Origin of the sequence: Candidatus Pantoea persica, from assembly GCF_013753875.1 — a bacterium.
In the GTDB taxonomy this organism is placed as follows: Bacteria; Pseudomonadota; Gammaproteobacteria; order Enterobacterales; family Enterobacteriaceae; genus Pantoea; species Pantoea persica.
In genome coordinates, this window is record NZ_SMDS01000017.1 from 88,392 (window position 1) to 105,869 (window position 17,478).

A 17,478-nucleotide genomic window follows, 5' to 3' on the forward strand; every position below is an offset into this window, starting at 1 on the left:
GCGAAATGACCACACTCTGGCCGACCCCCCTTTCTCGAACAGCGGGCCGATCCCTTTATCCGCCATGCGCAGAGCTATTACTTTATCGCCTTGGTGCCCGCCTACGATCGGCTGGAGCTGCGCCGCGCCGACACGCTGCTGGGGCTGCGTCAGGCCAAACCGGTGGTGGTATGGCGCAGGCCAGAGAGCGGCCCGCAGCGAGCTGATCTGGGCGCCAGAGCTGCACCGCATCGACGACCAGTGGGTGATCTACTTTGCCGCCGCGCCGACGCGCGATATCAAGGAGGGGCTGTTTCAGCACCGGATGTATGCGCTGGTCTGCGACGACGCCGATCCGCTGAGCGGACGCTGGCAGGCGCCGCGCCGCGTCTTCAGCCAGTTCGATAGCTTTGCGCTGGAGGCCACCCACTTCATGCATCAGGGCAAGAACTGGTATCTGTGGGCGCAGAAGGATCCGCATTCCCGGCAATTCCAATCTCTACTTGGCGGAGCTGCAGAACCCCTGGACGCTGAAAGGCACGCCGGTGATGCTCAGCCGTCCCGAATATGAGTGGGAGTGCGCAGGCTTTAGCGTCAATGAGGGACTGGCGGTGATCAAGCACGGCAACCGGCTGTTTGTCACCTACTTCGCCAGCGCGACCGATGAGAACTACTGCATAGGGCTTCTGTCGATTGACGTTGAGCAGGATCTGTTGAACCCCCGACCACTGGCGCAAATTGGCGCGGCCGGTCTTTAGCTCCAGCTGGGACAATCACCAGTACGGACCGGGACACAACTGCTTTACTCAGGATGAGAACGGCGAGGATGTGATAGTCTATCATGCGCGCAACTACACAGAAATCGAAGGCGATCCGCTGTGGGATCCTAACCGCCATACGCGGCTGAAGAGTTTCAGCTGGCGCGACGACGCCACGCCAAATTTCGGCGTGCCGCCCGCGGACTACACCAGCGTGCCGTAAATGGTCAGCAGCGCTACCACCACGACCAGCACCAGCGAAATGCGTTTCGCCAGCGCCACCGCTACGCGCGGCGTCTTCACTTTATCCAAGTGGGGATCGCGCGCCAGCGAGAACTGCGCCAGGCTGGTGAGCACCTGATACTGCGAGCGGTGCAGATCGGTCAGCGCGGCAAACCACGCCGGCAGCGCTTTCTCGCCGTGGCCCAGCAGCGCATAGGCGACGCCTGCCAGCCGCGCCGGGATCCAGTCAATCACATGCAGCAGGCCGTCGACGCCCGACTGCGCGCGCTGCAACGGCGACTGGTGCTTCGCCAGCCAGCTTTGCCACGCACACAGGAAGGCGTAGCCCACCAGCAGCACCGGACCGTACGGGCCGCCGACCACAAACCAGAACAGCGGCGCCAGATAGTAGCGAAAGTTAATCCAGATCAGCGCGTTTTGCAGCTCGCGCAGGAATTCGCCCTCGCTGCACTCGACCGGCACGCCGTGGATCAGCGTCAGCTCGGCCGCCATCGCCTGATGCGCCGCTACATCGTCCTGGCTCGCCGCTTTCAGATAGGCGTGATAGTGCAGCCGCACCGAACCGGCGCCGATGCAGAACAGCCCGGTCAGGATCCAGACCAGCAGCTGCGGGACGCCAAACAGGATGCCCTTCTGGCTCCAGATCACCAGCGCGGCTATCGCCATCGCCAGCAGCGTCATCGCCAGCGTGCGCAGCAGCGAAAAGCGACGGCGGCGGCGAAACAGCAGCTCGAGGCGATGATCGAGCTGCCAGTGCTCGCCCAGCTTAAACAGGCGTTCCCAACCTAAAACCAGTAGCAAGGTAAACAGCGTCATACCCACTCCGGAAAAGTCAAAAAGAATGCTGCGCCAACAGCTGCTGATAGCGTACCCAGTCGAACGCCGGTCCCGGATCGGTTTTACGCGCCGGGGCGATATCGCTGTGTCCGGTAATGTGCGAGGGCGTCAAGGGATAGCACAGCAACAGCTGCTGCGTCACCGCGGCCAGCGCCTGATACTGAGCGTCGCTGTAAGGCAGGTCATCGGTGCCTTCCAGCCCGATGCCGATGGAAAAGTCGTTGCAGTTTTCGCGTCTCTGATAGCAGGAGACGCCGGCATGCCAGACGAGATGATCGAACGAGACATACTGCACGATCTCGCCGTCGCGGCGGATCAGACAGTGAGCGGCGACCTGCAAGTGGGCGATATCGGCGAAATAGGGATGCGCCTCCGGCGGCAGCGTGCCGATGAACAAGCGATCGATCCAGGGACCGCCGAATTCAACGGGCGGCAGGCTGATATTGTGGATCACCAGCAGCGAGGGCGCCTCGTCATGAGGGCGTGCATTAAAGTGTGGCGACGGCAACTGACGAACGTCGGTCAGCCAGCCCTGTTCTAGTTTCATGCCGGTTCTTCCTTAGCAGCGTCCGGCTGAGAATAGCACGATTTATGATAATTTTTTGCAGCTTAATGCCGCGGCGGCGCGTCATTTGCCCGCCGGAGTTAAGGATACTAAACAAAACGGCGACTTTGGCTGGCAGCCGAGTGAAATTCGGGCTATTGTGACCGCCACTGCTTTTTCGCTTAATGGGAGCCTGCCGCTATGTCAACCCGTCGTTACGACGCCGATCGCCGCCGTCAGGCGCTAATCGCGCGCATTGAACAGGATATTCCCGCCACGGTCGCACGCGCGCTGCAGGAAGATTTGGGCGGCGAAATCGATGCTGACCGCGATATTACCGCTCAGCTGCTTTCCGACCAGAGCCAGGCGCATGCGCAGGTGATTACGCGCGAGGCGGGCGTTTTCTGTGGTAAACTTTGGGTGGAGGAGGTCTTCAATCAGCTGGGCGGTCACGTCACGCTCAGCTGGGAAGTGGACGATGGCGACAGTGTTGTTCCCGACCAGCGGCTTTTTTCCCTGAGCGGCCCTTCCCGCCGACTGCTGACTGCCGAGCGCACCGCGCTCAACTTTGTGCAGACGCTGTCAGGCGTGGCAACAGAAACGAATCGCTATGTACAGCGACTTGAGGGCAGCCAGACCCAGCTGCTTGATACGCGTAAAACCCTGCCGGGACTGCGCACAGCGCTGAAATACGCCGTGCTGTGCGGCGGCGGCGCCAATCATCGCCTCGGCCTTTCCGACGCCTTTTTGATTAAGGAGAACCATATTATCGCCAGCGGCTCGATTCAGCAGGCGGTAGAGAAGGCGTTCTGGCTGCATCCGGACGTGCCGGTCGAGGTGGAAGTCGAATCGCTAGCGGAGCTGGATCAGGCGCTGGCGGCCGGCGCCGACATCGTGATGCTGGACAATTTCACCCTTGATGAGATGCGCGACGCCGTAGCGCGCACTCAGGGTCGCGCGCAGCTTGAGGTCTCCGGCAACGTAACGGAGGCTATGCTGCCTCAGATTGCGCAGACCGGCGTCGACTACATTTCCGTCGGCGCGCTCACCAAACACGTTCGCGCCCTCGATCTCTCCATGCGCTTTACCACGCTGTAAACTCCTGACGCCGTGTCGCTGCGCACGGCATTTTTGCGGGCTGCCTTCCATTTCGTTTGCCAGCCCAGCGCAAGTGTCGACAGCGGTTGCGTAGCCGCTCGCGACGCGCGCAATCGCCGCTGGGTTTCGCGCCGGCGCTTTTCTATGCTGCCGCCTCTTACTCAAGGAGGCGAAACAATGACCCACCAACGGGGATTTACCCTTGTCGAGCTGATGATTGTCGTCGGAATCGTGGCGATTCTCAGCGCGATCGGCCTGCCGGGCTATCAAAACTATCTGCAACGGGCGGCACTTACCGACATGCTGCAAACCGCTATGCCTTTCAAGACCGCCGTCGAGCTGGCGCGATAGAGCACGGCGGACCCGAGGCGTGCCAGGCGGGAGAAAAAAGCATTCCGGCGGGAAAAGGATCGCGCTATATCTCCGCGCTGACCGTAGTTAACGGCGTCATTACCCTGACCGGCCAGGAGAGTCTGACTGGGCTGAGCGTCGAAATGACGCCAGTCAGGGACAGCGCAGACGGCAGCCTTAGCTGGCAGCGCAGCTGTACCAGCAACCTCGACAGCCTGCGTGACAACTGTCTGGAGCAGTTCCGCTTCGACGACCGGGGAGCCGCAATGACAACGCCTGAGTCCTGAGTCCGCCGTGCGCGCGCTTTGCCAGCGCTATCGCGCCGTGGTGCTGCATAATGATGCGACGCTGCTGCGCGTCGCCGTGGCCGAACAGGCGCCAGAGGGGCTACGCGAGGCGCTGCGCTTCGCCAGCCAGTGCTAAACAGAGATTGAGTGCTGGCCGCAGGCGCGCATTAAGCTGCATCTGCACAGCGACACTGCCGCGCAGCCGGGAGGCGACGCGCTGCCCGAATCGGCGGTCGAAGCGGTAGACAGCATGCTGCGACAGGCGCTGCGGCGGCGGGCGTCTGGTATTCATATTGAACCGCAGCGCGACGGCGTGCGCGTGCGGCTGCGCATTGACGGGGTGCTGCAGCCGCTCGCGTCGGCCGCAGCCGCAGGACTGCCAGTTTACGCACACGCTGGAGGGCAACGCCGCCGCCTTTCGCCTCGCGACGGCCGGTGCATCACGGCGAGAAAGCGGTTATCCGCCTGCTGCAAAGCGAAAGCAGCGCCCTGTCGCTGCATAAACTGGGCTTGCCCGCCGCCCAGCGGCGCCTGCTCGACGCCGCGCTGGCGAAGCCGCAGGGGCTGATCCTGGTGACTGGCCCCACCGGCAGTGGAAAAACCTTTACGCTCTAAAGCTGCCTGAGCACCCTCAACCGCCCCGCCCTGAACGTCAGCAGCGTGGAGGATCCGGTGGAGATCCCGCTGAAGGGGATTAATCAGACGCAGATCAACCCGAAATATGGCCTGGATTTTAACCGGGTGCTGCGCGCCCTGCTGCGCCAGGATCCCGACGTGATTATGGTGGGCGGAATTCGCGATGCGGAGACGGCGGAGATTGCAGTTAAAGCGGCGCAGACCGGCCATCTGTTGCTGTCACTCTGCATACTAACTCAACGGCAGAGGCGCTAATGCGGCTGCGGCAGATGGGCATCCCCGGCTATCTGCTCGGCCCGGCGCTGCGACTAGTGGCTGGTGCGCCGCCTCTGCCCGCATTGCCACCAACCGGCGCAGGCGGTTACGCACTTCCCGCCCGACGTCTGGCCTGGCGCGCGCCAGGCTGCGACCACTGTTTTTCCGGCTATTCATGCGCTCGCGTTTCAGCGCCGGGCTGGAAGCGGTCAGCCGTGGCGACACCTCGCTGGAAGAGATGCAGCGCGTGACGAGGCTGGATGATGTTCAGGCTTAGCCTCTATCGCTGGCAGGCAGTAAACAGCCAGCAGCAGCTGCATGAGGGAGAGAGTATCGCGGCCGATGAGCAATGGCTGCTGCGCCAGTTGGCCGAGCAAAATCTGTTACCGCTCAGCTGGCGCCGCCGCAAGGCCTGGCGCGTGCGTGACTGGAAATGGCAGCAAAAAATTGAGCTGATGGCGCAGCTGGCGACGCTGCTGAAAGCCGGTCTGCCGATGGCGCAGGGCCTTGAACTGCTGTCACAGGGGCATCCGCATGCCGGCTGGCGGCGGCTGCATGCTCTGCGGCTACAGGTATCAAGCGGCGTTCCGCTATCGCAAGCGCTGCGTCAGTGGCCGCAAATATTTCTGCCGCTCTTTGCCGCGCTGATGCAGGTCGGCGAGCTGACCAGCCAGCTCGACCTCCGCTGCGCGCAGCTGGCCCAGCAGCAGGCGCGGCAGCAGTTTTTGCGACGCAAAGTCATCAAGGCGCTGCGCTATCCGCTGTTTGTTCTGCTGGTCGCGGTGGCGGTAATGGCGCTTTCCGCGGGGCTGCAGCGCTGGGGCGGCTGGATCGCGCTATTGCTGTTGCTGGCGCTTGCGGGCTGGCAGACGCTGCGTCGGCGCTCTGCAGCGTGGCAGCGAGGAGAGCAGCGGCTGATGCTGCGCCTGCCGCTGCTTTCCACTCTGTGGCGCGGCAGCCAGCTCAGCCAGATTTACGCCATATTGCATCTGACGCAGCAGGCGGGCATAACGCTGCTGCAGGGATTACAGGCGGCCGAGGCAACACTGACGGCGCGACTGTGGCAGGAGGCGGTGGCGGCGCTTCAGCGGCATATTATCCAGGGACGGCCATTAAGTCAGGCGATGCGGGATCATGTGCCGTTTACCCCGCTTTGCGTGCAGCTGGTGCACGTGGGCGAGGAGGCTGGCGCGTTGGACGTTATGCTGGCCAGGCTGGCGGAGGTGGCACGAGGCGCAAACGCTGGCGCTGGCCGACGCTCTCGCTGCCTCGCTGGAGCCGCTGATGATGGTGGTCGTAGGCGGCATCGTCGGAACGTTGGTAATAGCGATGTACCTGCCGGTGTTTGGTCTAGGAGAGGTTATCCACTAGGGTACACGGCGGCACCCTGTGGTGTGCGCGTCGTTAGCGGTTAAAGACGCGGTTTTCCTGCTCGGCAACGCGATAAAGGTGGTGCGTTTGGTCAACTCTTTCAGCCGCTCGGCACCGACATAGGTGCAGGCTGAGCGCAACCAGCCCAGAATATCGCGCGCCGTCTCCTCAACCGGCCCGCGCAGCGGCAGCTTAACCGTTTTTCCTTCCGCCGCCCGATAGCCGGCCACGCCGCCTACATGCCGCTTCATCGCAGATTCAGAGCTCATGCTGTAAAACAGCATAAACTGCTCGCCGTTCTCTTCCACGACCGTGCCTTCGCATTCATCATGCGCGGCAAGCATCCGCGCCCAGCATCACGAAATCCGCGCCGCCGCCGAATGCCTTGGCGATGTCGCCCGGCACCGCGCAGCCGCCATCGCTGACAATCTGGCCGCTCAGCCCGTGTGCCGCGTCCGCGCATTCAATAACGGCGGAAAGTTGCGGGTAGCCCACGCCGGTTTTGGCCCGGGTGGTGCATACCGAACCGGGTCCAATGCCCACTTTGACGATATCGGCGCCGGAAAGAATCAGCTCCTCCACCATTTCGCCGGTAACCACGTTGCCCGCGCAGATGGTGCAATCCGGGAACTGCTCGCGCGCGCTGCAGGAAGGTCACGAAGTGCTCGGAATAGCCTTTCTCGACGTCGATGCAAATAAATTTCAGATCGGCGGAAAGCGCCAGAATGGCGGTGAGCTTTTGCAGATCGGCGTCGGAGGTGCCGGTTGAAACCATAACGTGGTTCAGCACCGCGACCGGCGTGCGCGCGATAAAGGCGCGCCACTCCTCCACGCTATAGTGCTTGTGCACTGCCGTCAGGATGTCGAAGCTGGCGAGCGCCGTCGCCATGGTAAAGGTGCCGACGGTATCCATATTGGCGGCAATCACCGGTACGCCGCTCCAGCTCAGTCCCGAGTGCTTAAAGGTAAAGCTGCGCTCAAGTTCAACCTGTGAACGGCTTTTCAGGGTAGAGCGCTTAGGGCGGATCAGTACATTTTTTCAACCCAGTTTTAAATCTCCTTCAATACGCATAGAAAGTGTCTTGGTGAATGGCATCGAATCGCAGTTCGGGTAGCGCACACGGCTCCAGTGGCATAGTCATACGCGCCGCGACAAGACTGCAAATTTCACTTTATTTATGCTACAATCCAATAAAAATTTAGCGTAGACTTTTTCATTGTGATCGCGCGCGCAGTCCTGTGCTTCCGTCTGCGCTATGCGCCAGAGAGAGCAATATGCCCTATACTGTGGCACTGACCGGAGGAATCGGCAGTGGAAAAAGTACGATAGCCAAGGCTTTCGCGGCCCTTGGCGTACCCGTCATCGATGCGGATGTGATTGCGAGCGAGTTGGTCGAACCAGGCTCGCCGGCGCTACAGCAGATTGCCGCGCGCCACGGCGACAACATACTGACCGAACAGGGCGCGTTGAGCCGCGCCCGGCTGAGAACCCTGATTTTTCAGTCGCCTGAAGAGAAAGTCTGGCTGAATAACCTGCTTCATCCCCTGATTAACGCCCGCACGCAGCAGCTTAAGGCGCTGACGAAGGCGCCCTACGTGCTGTGGGTTGTGCCGCTGCTGGTGGAAAATAACCTGCAGCGCCAGGCGGACCGTGTGCTGGTGGTCGACGTCGATCAGGCTACGCAGCTGGCGCGCACCATGCAGCGCGACGGCATCGATCTTCAGCAGGCCAACAATATTCTTTCCGCCCAGGCGACGCGCGAGGCGCGTCTCGCCGTGGCAGACGACGTGATTAATAACAGCGGCGCGCCGGATAACGTGCTGCCGAAGGTTGCCGCTCTGAATCAGCGCTACCTGGCGCTGGCGGCGACGCAACAGAATTAACGCTATGAGTACAGTCGTTCTGTTTGAGCACTCTTTAAATGAAAAAAGGTGCACCTAGCTTCGCGTCGAGTTTTTAATCCACCAGCTTTATGAAACAGTGCCCGTCAGCCGTTCAGCGACAGCGCTGACCTTTTTCCGCATTATCGGCGAACTGCTGGATATTTTTGAGCGCGACGATATGCGTACCGAACTGCTGAAAGAGCTGGAGCGCCAGCAGCAGAAGCTGCGCGCCTGAGCTAACGTGCCGGGCGTCGATATGGCGGTCGTAGATGCGCTGCGCGACAAGCTACGGACGCAGGCGGTCGCGCTGAACAGCGCGACGCGTATGGGGCAGCCGCTGCGCGAAGGCCGGCTTATCGGCCCAGTGCGCCAGCGTCTCAGCATTCCCGGCGGCTGTTGCAGCTTCGATCTGCCCGGACTGCATATCTGGCTGCATCTGGAAGACGCGCTTTATCCCCAGGTGTCGGGCCATAATAAAAGTCGTTAATCCGTTTTCTGCCGCTCGACAGCGAGCGTGGCGAAGTGCCCGCACGGCTGAATTCCGAACTGGCCTGTTGTTAGAGGTAGCTATGCAAAATGAAGTGATTACCGTGCATTGTCCCCACTGCGGTAAAGATTTGATCTGGGATGAGCTGAGCCCGTGGCGCCCATTCTGCAGCAAGCGCTGCCAGCTGATTGATCTGGACGAATGGGCCGCCGAAGAGAAGCGCATCGCCAGCGAGGGCGATCAAAGCGACAGCGACGACTGGAGTGAGGAGCAGCGGTAGTATCAGGGGCCAGGCTCCTGACGTTAAAGCTCGCCGGCTGTCAGGCGCGCGATCAGCTCATGATTGGCCGGTGGAAACTCTTCCGCCACCAGCGCCTGCTGCGCGACCCAGCGCTGCGGCTGCCCTTCCCGACCCCATGGCTCTCCACGCCAGCCCTCCACTAGGAATAAATGCAGCGTCACGCGCACATCAGCATAGGTGTGATCGGCTAAGCCAATCGCCGTCGCGTGCGTCACCTCGATGCCCGTCTCCTCTAGCAACTCGCGCTTCAGCGCCTCCTCCGTGCTTTCGCCCGGCTCAATCTTGCCGCCGGGAAACTCCCACATATTCGTCATGTGCGATGAGGCGGGACGCTGGGCAAGGAAAATCTGTTTATCGGCGTTACGGATGATGCCGACGGCAACCTGCAGGTGCTTCATAAAATCGGTTCCACTTCGGGTGAATGTACAGGCGCTGATTCTAAAGTAAGGGCGCCGCAAAGTTAATCGCGCGTCAGACAGCCCGCAGCGGCCGGGCCAATAAAAAAGAGAGGCCGCAGCCTCTTTTTCGTTAGCGCCTGTCAGGCCAGTCGGCCGTGACACTGCTTATATTTTTTACCCGAGCCGCATGGGCAGAGATCGTTGCGCCCTACTTTGCGCTCGCCGCTTTGCGCGGCCAGCAAGGCGGCCGCAGCGCTTTCGTCGTCAACGTAGCTGAGCTGCTGCTGTTGCGCCAGACGCTCCGCTTCTTCGCGACGCTGCTGCTCTATCGCTTCGACCTCTTCTGGCATGCGCCCCTGAACCTTGCTCAGGGTGCTGACCACCTCATATTTCAGCGACTCCAGCATTGCCGAGAACATGGCGAAGGATTCGCGCTTGTACTCCTGCTTCGGATCTTTCTGCGCGTAGCCGCGCAGATGGATGCCCTGACGCAGATAGTCCATCACCGCAAAATGCTCTTTCCACAGCGAATCCAGCGTGTGCAGCATGACGCCTTTTTCGAAGTTACGCATCATCTCAGCGCCGACTACCTCTTCTTTACTGGCGTAGTTTTCACGCGCGCGCGTCATGATGCGCTCGCGCAGCGTCTCTTCATGCAGATCCGGCTCTTTGTCCAGCCACTCGGCGATCGGCAGGTCGAGGTCGAAGTCGTTGCGCAGGCGCTCTTCCAAGCCCGGTACGTCCCACATCTCTTCCAGCGACTGCGGCGGAATATAGGTGTCGATGGTGGTTTTGAACACATCATCGCGGATGCTGTTGATGGTTTCGCTAACGTCGGACACGTCCAGCAGCTCGTTACGCTGGCTATAGATAGCGCGGCGCTGATCGTTGGCGACGTCATCATATTCCAGCAGCTGCTTACGAATGTCGAAGTTGCGGCTCTCGACCTTACGCTGTGCGTTGGCGATAGCCTTGGTCACCCACGGGTGCTCAATTGCTTCGCCGGGCTTCATGCCCAATTTGCGCATCATGTTCGAAACGCGATCTGAGGCGAAAATACGCATCAGCGCATCTTCCATCGACAGATAGAAGCGGGAGGAACCGGCGTCGCCCTGACGTCCGGCACGGCCGCGCAGCTGGTTGTCAATACGGCGCGATTCGTGACGCTCGGTGCCGATGATATGCAGGCCGCCTGCCGCCAGCACCGCATCGTGGCGCTTCTGCCACTCAGCCTTGATCGCTTCGATTTGCGCCTCGGTCGGCTCAACCAGCTCAGCCACTTCGGCGTGCCAGCTGCCGCCCAGCATGATGTCGGTACCGCGACCCGCCATGTTGGTGGCGATGGTCACCGCGCCCGGCTGACCGGCCTGTGCGACGATATCCGCTTCGCGGGCGTGGAATTTGGCGTTCAACACGTTGTGCTTGATGCCGGCGCGCGTCAACTCGTTGGAAAACACTTCTGATTTTTCAATGGAGATGGTGCCGACCAGCACCGGTTGCCCATTGGCGGTACGCTCGCGAATGTCTTCGATGATCGCGTCGATCTTCTCTTTCTCGCTCATGTAGACCAGATCGGGCAGATCTTTACGCACAATGGGGCGGTTAGTCGGCACGACGATAGTGTCGAACTTGTAGATAGAGCTGAATTCGAAGGCTTCGGTATCGGCCGTACCGGTCATCCCGGCCAGCTTGTCATAAAGACGGAAGTAGTTCTGGAAGGTAATAGAGGCCAGCGTCTGGTTTTCGTTCTGGATCTCTACGCCCTCTTTCGCTTCGATCGCCTGATGCAGGCCGTCGGACCAGCGACGTCCCTGCATGGTGCGGCCAGTGTGCTCATCGACGATCACCACTTCGCCGTCTTTGACGATATAATCCACATCGCGGGTGAACAGCGCATGGGCGCGCAGCGCCGCGGTGACGTGATGCATCAGCATAATGTTGGTCGGCGAGTAGAGCGATTCGCCATCTTCCATAATGCCCTGGCTGACCAGCAGTTCTTCCACCTTGACCAGACCGCGCTCGGTCATATGCGCCTGACGCGCTTTTTCATCCACCCAGAAGTCGCCTTCGCCCTGGAAGGTGTCGGAGTCTTCTTTCTCCTGGCGCACCAGGCTTGGAATGATTTTGTTGACCTTGATATAGAGCTCGGAGCTGTCTTCGGCCGGACCGGAGATAATCAGCGGCGTACGCGCTTCGTCGATCAGGATGGAGTCGACCTCATCCACCAGTGCGTAGTTCAGTTTGCGCTGCACGCGCTCTTCCGGACTGAACGCCATGTTGTCGCGCAGGTAGTCGAAACCATACTCGTTGTTGGTGCCGTAGGTGATATCGGCCGCATAGGCTTCGCGCTTCGCCACGGACGGCATGCCCGGCAGATTGATGCCGACGCTCAGGCCAAGGTATTCAAACAGCGGACGGTTGTTTTCTGCATCGCGCTGCGCCAGATAGTCGTTGACGGTAACGACGTGCACGCCTTTGCCGCTCAGGGCGTTTAGATAGGCCGGCAGCGTTGCCGTCAGGGTTTTACCTTCACCGGTACGCATCTCTGCGATGCAGCGATCGTTCAGCACCATGCCGCCGATCAGCTGTACGTCAAAGTGACGCATGCCAAAGACGCGCTTGCTTGCCTCGCGCACGGTGGCGAAGGCTTCCGGCAGCAGGCTTTCCAGCGTCTCGCCTTTTTTTAGGCGCTCACGGAATTCGTCGGTTTTCGCCTTCAGCTCATCGTCTGAAAGCTTCTCGAAATCCGGCTCCATTTTGTTGATGACGTCTACCGCTTTGCGCATACGGCGTAAGGTGCGGTCATTGCTGCTGCCAAATACTTTCGTTAACAGTTTAATTAACATAGTAAAAACATCTCAATTCAGCCGCATCGTGCGGGCTGCGATAATGAAAAAGGTATTTAAAAAAGTTGTTCAGACAAGCAGCGTAGACGGTCCAGCGCGAATTGCATGGGTTTTACTGCGCCAGCTGGAGAGCGAGGAGGATGGCGTAAGCCCGTCGGATGGTGCGCTAGTCTGCTGCGGCGGCTGTCGCAGGAAGATATGGGTGGTCAGCAATGCCTGCAGCGAGTCGATCAGCACCAGCTTGTGTTCAGCCAGCGGTAAGGTGTCCAGTTCCGCCTGCGGCGTAAGCGAAAAAGAGAGATGTCGAATAACGGTACGAATGGCGTGCTGATACCAGTAGTCAACCGTAAAACTGGGCCGACGCACCGTTTCCTGTAAACGGATAAGCTGATCGAAGCGCGTGGCGCTACCGACAAAGAGGCTGCTGGAAGGCGATTCGGAAGAGGCGTTAAGCTCGGTGCTTTGCGCGCAGATCGGCAGGCCAAGACTGGCCGCCACCATCCCCAACAGGAGATGAGGCAAGAAATAGCGTCTACCCAATTGTCGCCAGCGTAAAAAAATTCCGATCACAACTGTTCCATTGCGAATCAACGATCGCGCCGTTATTAGGGTTTACCGCCTGTCAGAAACGGCGGCACTCAGCGTTTCAGCGCGCCTGATAGTAACATTTATGTGGGGCGACCACATCAGGGTTTAAAGTCGGACAGGAATAAAACGCGCGCGTTTGTTCAGCGTTTCGACAACGTTGCACATATCACTGCGAGGGATATCGCACATTCAGGGATGAAAAATGCACAATAAAAAAACGGCTGGCGCCGCTGACGGGAGAGGGGTGTCAGCATAACTAGCCGTTCAACGTTCTTAAGTAATTAAGCCAGAACCAGGTTTGGTGCCTTGAATGCCAGCGGCAGTTCCGCTTCGTCTTCAAAGGTAGCCCATTCCCATGCTTCCTGTTTAGCCAGAACGGCCTGCAGCAGCTTGTTGTTCAACGCATGGCCTGATTTGAACGCGCTAAACGCGCCAATAATATTGTGGCCGCACATAAACAGGTCGCCGATCGCGTCGAGCATTTTGTGACGAACAAACTCATCTTCAAAACGTAGGCCTTCTTCGTTCAGCACGCGGAAATCGTCAAGACCGATAGCGCAATCCAGACTACCGCCCAGGCACAGGCCTTTAGATTGCAGGTACTCGATTTCACGCATAAAGCCGAACGTACGGGCGCGGCTGATCTGACGAACAAAGGAATCGGCTGAGAAGTTCAGCTGATAGCGCTGCGAGCTGGAATCAATGGCCGGATGTTTGAAGTCGATGGTGAAGTCAAGAGAAAAACCGTTATAGGGTTTGATCTCGGCCCACTTGTCACCATCTTCCACGCGCACGGCCTGCTTAACACGTACGAATTTCTTCGCGCTGTTGAGCTGCTCAATGCCCGCATCCATCAGGAGATAGATAAAGGGCGCGGCGCTACCGTCCATAATCGGAATTTCCGGCGCATCAACTTCAACGATAATGTTATCGATACCCAGACCCGCCAGAGCGGCGTTCAGATGCTCAACCGTTGAAATACGCACGCCTTCGTCATCCACCAGGCAGGTACTCAGCATGGTGTCGCGCACGTATTTTGCATCAGCCGGGAAATCAACCGGTGGATTCAAGTCAGTGCGACGATAGATGACCCCGGTGTTTGCCGGCGCAGGGCGTAATATCAGCGTGACCTTTTTGCCAGTATGCAAACCGACGCCAGTCGCCTGAACAATACGTTTTAATGTCCTTTGTTTGATCATCGTATTATCTCGCAATATTACCCATCCGACACTGCCAGTGTACTTTACCAGCAGGTAAATACTTTAGCACAAAGAGCGGCGAAACCCAATTCTCAAGTTATTCCTAGTCAGCCTGCTTACGCAAAAACGCGGGAATATCAAGATAATCTGGCTCTTTGTTAGACTGCGCGCTCTGGTCGTTAACGACTTTCGCGGCCGGCTTTTGCTCCTGCGGCAGCGGCGACATGCCGTGCTGCTGGTAGCGGTGATCAATAACCGGCTGGCTGGCTGGCTTCTTGGTCACCAGCGTGATTTCCGGACGCTTGTTCATGCCGATGCCGGTAGCGACCACGGTCACGCGCAGTTCGTCGCTCATCTCTGGATCCAGTGAGGTACCGATAACCACGGTGGCGTTGTCCGAGGCGAAGGCGCGGATGGTGTTACCCACGGTTTCAAACTCGTCCAGACGCAGGTCGAAGCCCGCCGTGATGTTAACCAGCACGCCGCGCGCGCCAGAAAGGTCGATATCTTCCAGCAGCGGGCTGGAGATCGCCATTTCGGCCGCTTCTTCCGCGCGGTCTTCGCCGCAGGCGACGCCGGAGCCCATCATGGCGTAGCCCATTTCCGACATCACGGTGCGCACGTCGGCGAAGTCGACGTTCATCAGGCCCGGACTCGTAATCAGCTCGGCGATACCCTGTACTGCGCCTTTCAGCACGTCGTTTGCCGCGCCGAAGGCGTCGAGCAGAGAGATGCCGCGGCCCAGCACTTTCAGCAGCTTATCGTTCGGAATCGTGATCAGCGAGTCCACGTGCTTCGACAGCTCGGCGATGCCCTGCTCGGCAAAGGCCATGCGCTTTTTGCCTTCGAAGTTGAACGGCTTGGTCACCACCGCAACGGTGAGAATGCCCAGGTCTTTGGCCACTTCCGCCACGACCGGCGCAGCGCCCGTTCCGGTACCGCCGCCCATACCGGCTGCGATAAACACCATGTCTGCTCCCTCCAGCGCAGAACGCAGTGCTTCGCGATCTTCTTCCGCAGAGGTACGGCCGACTTCCGGATTCGCCCCTGCCCCCAGACCTTTCGTAATATTGGTACCGATCTGGATCGTCTGGCCAACCGCTGTTTTACGCAACGCCTGAGCGTCGGTGTTCACAGCAAAGAACTCCACACCTTCGATACGCTCGCGTACCATGTGCTCTACGGCGTTGCCACCGCCACCGCCGACGCCGATGACTTTAATCACCGCGTCATTGGTTAATTCCATCGGTTCAAACATGATTTCTCTCCGTTATGTGCCTGTCGCTAGAGACCATAAACTGTGCCCGGATGGCCTCCTTACAAAAATCAAAATTCTTTCTTCAACCAGCTATTAATGCGCTTGAACCAGTTCCCTACCGATGCGCGCTTTTCCGTCTCTGCATCGCCGTTCATATGAGACTCTTTACCATAGTGCAACAGTCCTACTGCGGTTGAGTAATAGGGTTCCTGTGCGTAATCCGTTAAGCCTGTGATATTGAGCGGTTGTCCAATGCGCACCTGCGTATGGAATACGCGTTGCGCGCAGGCGGCCAGCCCCTCAATTTGCGCCGCGCCACCGGTCAGCACAATCCCGGCTGCCAGATGGTGTTTCACGCCCTGCTGACGCAGTTGTTCCTGCAGCTGCAGAATCTCGTCGTTGACCAGATTCAGCAATTCGGTGTATCGCGGCTCGATCACTTCGGCCAGCGTCTGACGTTGCAGACTGCGCGGCAGACGTCCGCCGACGCTCGGGACTTCAACATTCTCGTCTTTGCCGACAATGGAGCCGAGCGCACAGCCGTGACGAACCTTGATCGCTTCCGCATCTGTCGGCGGCGTGCCGAAGGCGTAAGCGATATCGCTGGTCACTACATTCCCCGCATAGGGGATCACTTTGGTATGACGCAGCGCGCCGCCCGTATAGACGGCAATATCCATTGTACCGCCACCGACGTCGACAACACAGACACCAAGCTCACGTTCATCTTCCGTCAGCACGGCGAAACTGGACGCCAGGCCAGCAAAAATCAGTTGGTCAACTTTCAAGCCACAACGTTCAACGGCTTTGACGATATTTTTCGCCATATCGTTGTGACATGCGATCAGGTGCACTTTTGCCTGCATGCGCACGCCGGAAAGTCCGACTGGGTTTTTGATACCTTCCTGATAATCGATAGCGTATTCCTGAGGAATAACATGCAGGATGCGGTGCTCGTCTCGCACGCGCACTGACTTCGCAGTGTGTACGACGTTTTCCACATCATCCTGAGTCACTTCCTCTTCGGATATCGGAACCATCCCGATTTCGTTCTGACAGCTGATATGTTTGCCCGATAAGGCGAGACAGACGGATGAAATCTGGCAATCCGCCATAAGCTCGGCCTGATCGATGGCATGCTGTACGCACTTCACCACCGACTCCAGGTCGTTTACGCCGCCTTTATCCATACCGCGAGACGGACAGCTGCCCACCCCGATAATGTTGACCATACCATCGGGCAGAATTTCCCCAACTAGGGCGGCGACCTTCGCGGTGCCAATTTCGAGTCCAACTACCAGTTTTCTGTCCGTTGCCTTGATCATTGTTTAGCCTGTGCCTGGTTCTGTTGCTGATTACTGTCCTGTAGCTCCACCGGCTGCGGCGTCCAGCCCACGGCTGCCCCCGGGTCGTAGCGCAAATCCACGTAGCTGATACGGTTGTGCTCGTTCTGCCCTTGCTGCTGCAGCGCCGGATAGAGCTCAATAAATTGGTTAAGACGTTTCATGGTGTCGCTGCGCCCCAGTTCGATGCGCACATCGTCGCTGGTGACCAGCTGCCATGAACGCCGCGCCGTCATCGACGCGACCTTCAGAGTAAACTTGTTGGCCCTCAGCACGTCGCTCATGCTGTGGTAGCCTGCCAGTACCTCTTTCTCGCTGCCTTCCGGCCCGTAGAGCATCGGCATCGCCTCTTTGCCGGTATGGCTCGCCGGCACGCTGAAGGAGACACCCTCCGCGTCCACCATATGCACATCGTTCCAGCGCGCCACCGGCACATACTCCACCAGATGGATTTTCAGCTCATCCGGCCACTGCTTGCGCACGCTGACCTGCTTGATCCACGGCAGCAGTTCAATCTGCTGCTGGATGATGTTCACATCCTGCGACATAAAGGTGCCCGACGCGCCCAGCGACAGAATCGCCTGGCGAATATCGTCGTGGGTGGTGTAGTGGGTTTCGCCCATAACCACCAGCCGGGAAAGCGGCAGGCACGACGCGTCGTTCATCCACTTCACGACCACTAGGCCGCCGAAAATCATAATGCCAACGACCATCAGCAAAAACACGATGCCGAAGAGTCTGGCGCCGTTGCTGCGCCCCGTGCGTGCGCGCTCCTGAGGCTCGTGGTTCCGTGCGTTCAGTGCCACCTGTGGCAT

General features: G+C 59.2%; 14 protein-coding genes and 6 pseudogenes. 10 read left to right on the forward strand and 10 right to left on the reverse strand.

The annotated features are described in order from the left end of the window. The first annotated feature begins 57 nt into the window (after positions 1-57). A pseudogene (locus EIO60_RS07370) lies at positions 58-960 on the forward strand (glycoside hydrolase family 43 protein). Here EIO60_RS07370 and ampE read toward each other — a convergent pair. Both ampE and ampD read right to left on the reverse strand, forming a co-directional pair. Then, positions 942-1,796 (reverse strand): beta-lactamase regulator AmpE, encoded by an 855-nt coding sequence (gene ampE / locus EIO60_RS07375; protein ID WP_258576369.1) that lies wholly within the window; start codon positions 1,794-1,796, stop codon positions 942-944. The pseudogene EIO60_RS07370 and the gene ampE overlap by 19 nt on opposite strands. A gap of 16 nt (positions 1,797-1,812) precedes the next feature. Beyond that, entirely contained in the window at positions 1,813-2,364 is a 552-nt protein-coding gene (gene ampD, locus EIO60_RS07380) for a 1,6-anhydro-N-acetylmuramyl-L-alanine amidase AmpD (RefSeq protein ID WP_258576370.1), read from the reverse strand. Between the two features lie 198 nt (positions 2,365-2,562). Between ampD and nadC the strand changes: the two genes are divergently transcribed. The 6 genes and pseudogenes from nadC to EIO60_RS07405 all read left to right on the forward strand — a co-directional run bounded on the left by nadC (position 2,563) and on the right by EIO60_RS07405 (position 6,359). After that, positions 2,563-3,459: a carboxylating nicotinate-nucleotide diphosphorylase gene (gene nadC, locus EIO60_RS07385; RefSeq protein WP_258576371.1), complete on the forward strand. Its 897-nt coding sequence runs from the start codon at positions 2,563-2,565 to the stop codon at positions 3,457-3,459. A gap of 177 nt (positions 3,460-3,636) precedes the next feature. Continuing rightward, a pseudogene (ppdD, locus tag EIO60_RS16130) lies at positions 3,637-4,097 on the forward strand (prepilin peptidase-dependent pilin). Between the two features lie 7 nt (positions 4,098-4,104). Next, the gene (locus tag EIO60_RS17145; protein ID WP_445082594.1) at positions 4,105-4,233 is read left to right on the forward strand and encodes a hypothetical protein; all 129 of its coding nucleotides are present in this window, start codon (positions 4,105-4,107) and stop codon (positions 4,231-4,233) included. Between the two features lie 114 nt (positions 4,234-4,347). Continuing rightward, positions 4,348-4,665, forward strand: a complete 318-nt coding sequence (locus EIO60_RS17150) for a hypothetical protein (RefSeq protein ID WP_445082595.1) — start codon at positions 4,348-4,350, stop codon at positions 4,663-4,665. Then, positions 4,566-5,104 (forward strand): annotated as a pseudogene (locus tag EIO60_RS17155) (ATPase, T2SS/T4P/T4SS family); the annotation flags it as partial. The gene EIO60_RS17150 and the pseudogene EIO60_RS17155, both read left to right, overlap by 100 nt. Before the next feature lie 147 nt (positions 5,105-5,251). After that, positions 5,252-6,359, forward strand: a pseudogene (locus EIO60_RS07405) (type II secretion system F family protein). A gap of 33 nt (positions 6,360-6,392) precedes the next feature. Here EIO60_RS07405 and EIO60_RS07410 read toward each other — a convergent pair. Continuing rightward, positions 6,393-7,389: pseudogene (locus tag EIO60_RS07410) on the reverse strand (GMP reductase). A 245-nt stretch (positions 7,390-7,634) separates the two neighbouring features. On the opposite strand from EIO60_RS07410, the gene coaE reads away from it, so the two are divergent. The 3 genes and pseudogenes from coaE to yacG all read left to right on the forward strand — a co-directional run bounded on the left by coaE (position 7,635) and on the right by yacG (position 9,010). Continuing rightward, positions 7,635-8,243, forward strand: coding sequence for a dephospho-CoA kinase (coaE, locus tag EIO60_RS07415; protein ID WP_258576373.1), 609 nt, complete (start codon positions 7,635-7,637; stop codon positions 8,241-8,243). 4 nt (positions 8,244-8,247) lie between these two features. Next, positions 8,248-8,804: pseudogene (gene zapD / locus EIO60_RS07420) on the forward strand (cell division protein ZapD). A gap of 8 nt (positions 8,805-8,812) precedes the next feature. Beyond that, complete coding sequence (gene yacG, locus EIO60_RS07425; protein ID WP_258576374.1) at positions 8,813-9,010, forward strand: DNA gyrase inhibitor YacG; 198 nt, start codon at positions 8,813-8,815, stop codon at positions 9,008-9,010. Positions 9,011-9,033: 23 nt separating this feature from the next. Here the strand turns inward: yacG and mutT are convergent, their stop codons facing one another. The 7 genes from mutT to ftsQ form a co-directional block, all read right to left on the reverse strand. Continuing rightward, complete coding sequence (mutT, locus tag EIO60_RS07430) at positions 9,034-9,429, reverse strand: 8-oxo-dGTP diphosphatase MutT (protein WP_258576375.1); 396 nt, start codon at positions 9,427-9,429, stop codon at positions 9,034-9,036. A 140-nt stretch (positions 9,430-9,569) separates the two neighbouring features. Beyond that, positions 9,570-12,275 carry a preprotein translocase subunit SecA gene (gene secA, locus EIO60_RS07435; protein ID WP_258576376.1) on the reverse strand — a complete coding sequence of 902 codons (2,706 nt, stop codon included), beginning with the start codon at positions 12,273-12,275 and terminating at the stop codon, positions 9,570-9,572. A gap of 69 nt (positions 12,276-12,344) precedes the next feature. Next, a complete protein-coding gene (gene secM / locus EIO60_RS07440; RefSeq protein ID WP_258576377.1) occupies positions 12,345-12,845 on the reverse strand; it encodes a secA translation cis-regulator SecM in 501 nt (166 codons plus the stop codon). 299 nt (positions 12,846-13,144) lie between these two features. Further along, positions 13,145-14,062, reverse strand: coding sequence for a UDP-3-O-acyl-N-acetylglucosamine deacetylase (lpxC, locus tag EIO60_RS07445; protein ID WP_258576541.1), 918 nt, complete (start codon positions 14,060-14,062; stop codon positions 13,145-13,147). A gap of 103 nt (positions 14,063-14,165) precedes the next feature. Then, positions 14,166-15,320, reverse strand: coding sequence for a cell division protein FtsZ (gene ftsZ, locus EIO60_RS07450; protein ID WP_258576378.1), 1,155 nt, complete (start codon positions 15,318-15,320; stop codon positions 14,166-14,168). Between the two features lie 68 nt (positions 15,321-15,388). Further along, positions 15,389-16,645, reverse strand: coding sequence for a cell division protein FtsA (ftsA, locus tag EIO60_RS07455; protein ID WP_258576379.1), 1,257 nt, complete (start codon positions 16,643-16,645; stop codon positions 15,389-15,391). After that, positions 16,642-17,478, reverse strand: coding sequence for a cell division protein FtsQ (gene ftsQ / locus EIO60_RS07460; RefSeq protein WP_258576380.1), 837 nt, complete (start codon positions 17,476-17,478; stop codon positions 16,642-16,644). Before ftsQ ends, ftsA begins: the two co-directional genes overlap by 4 nt.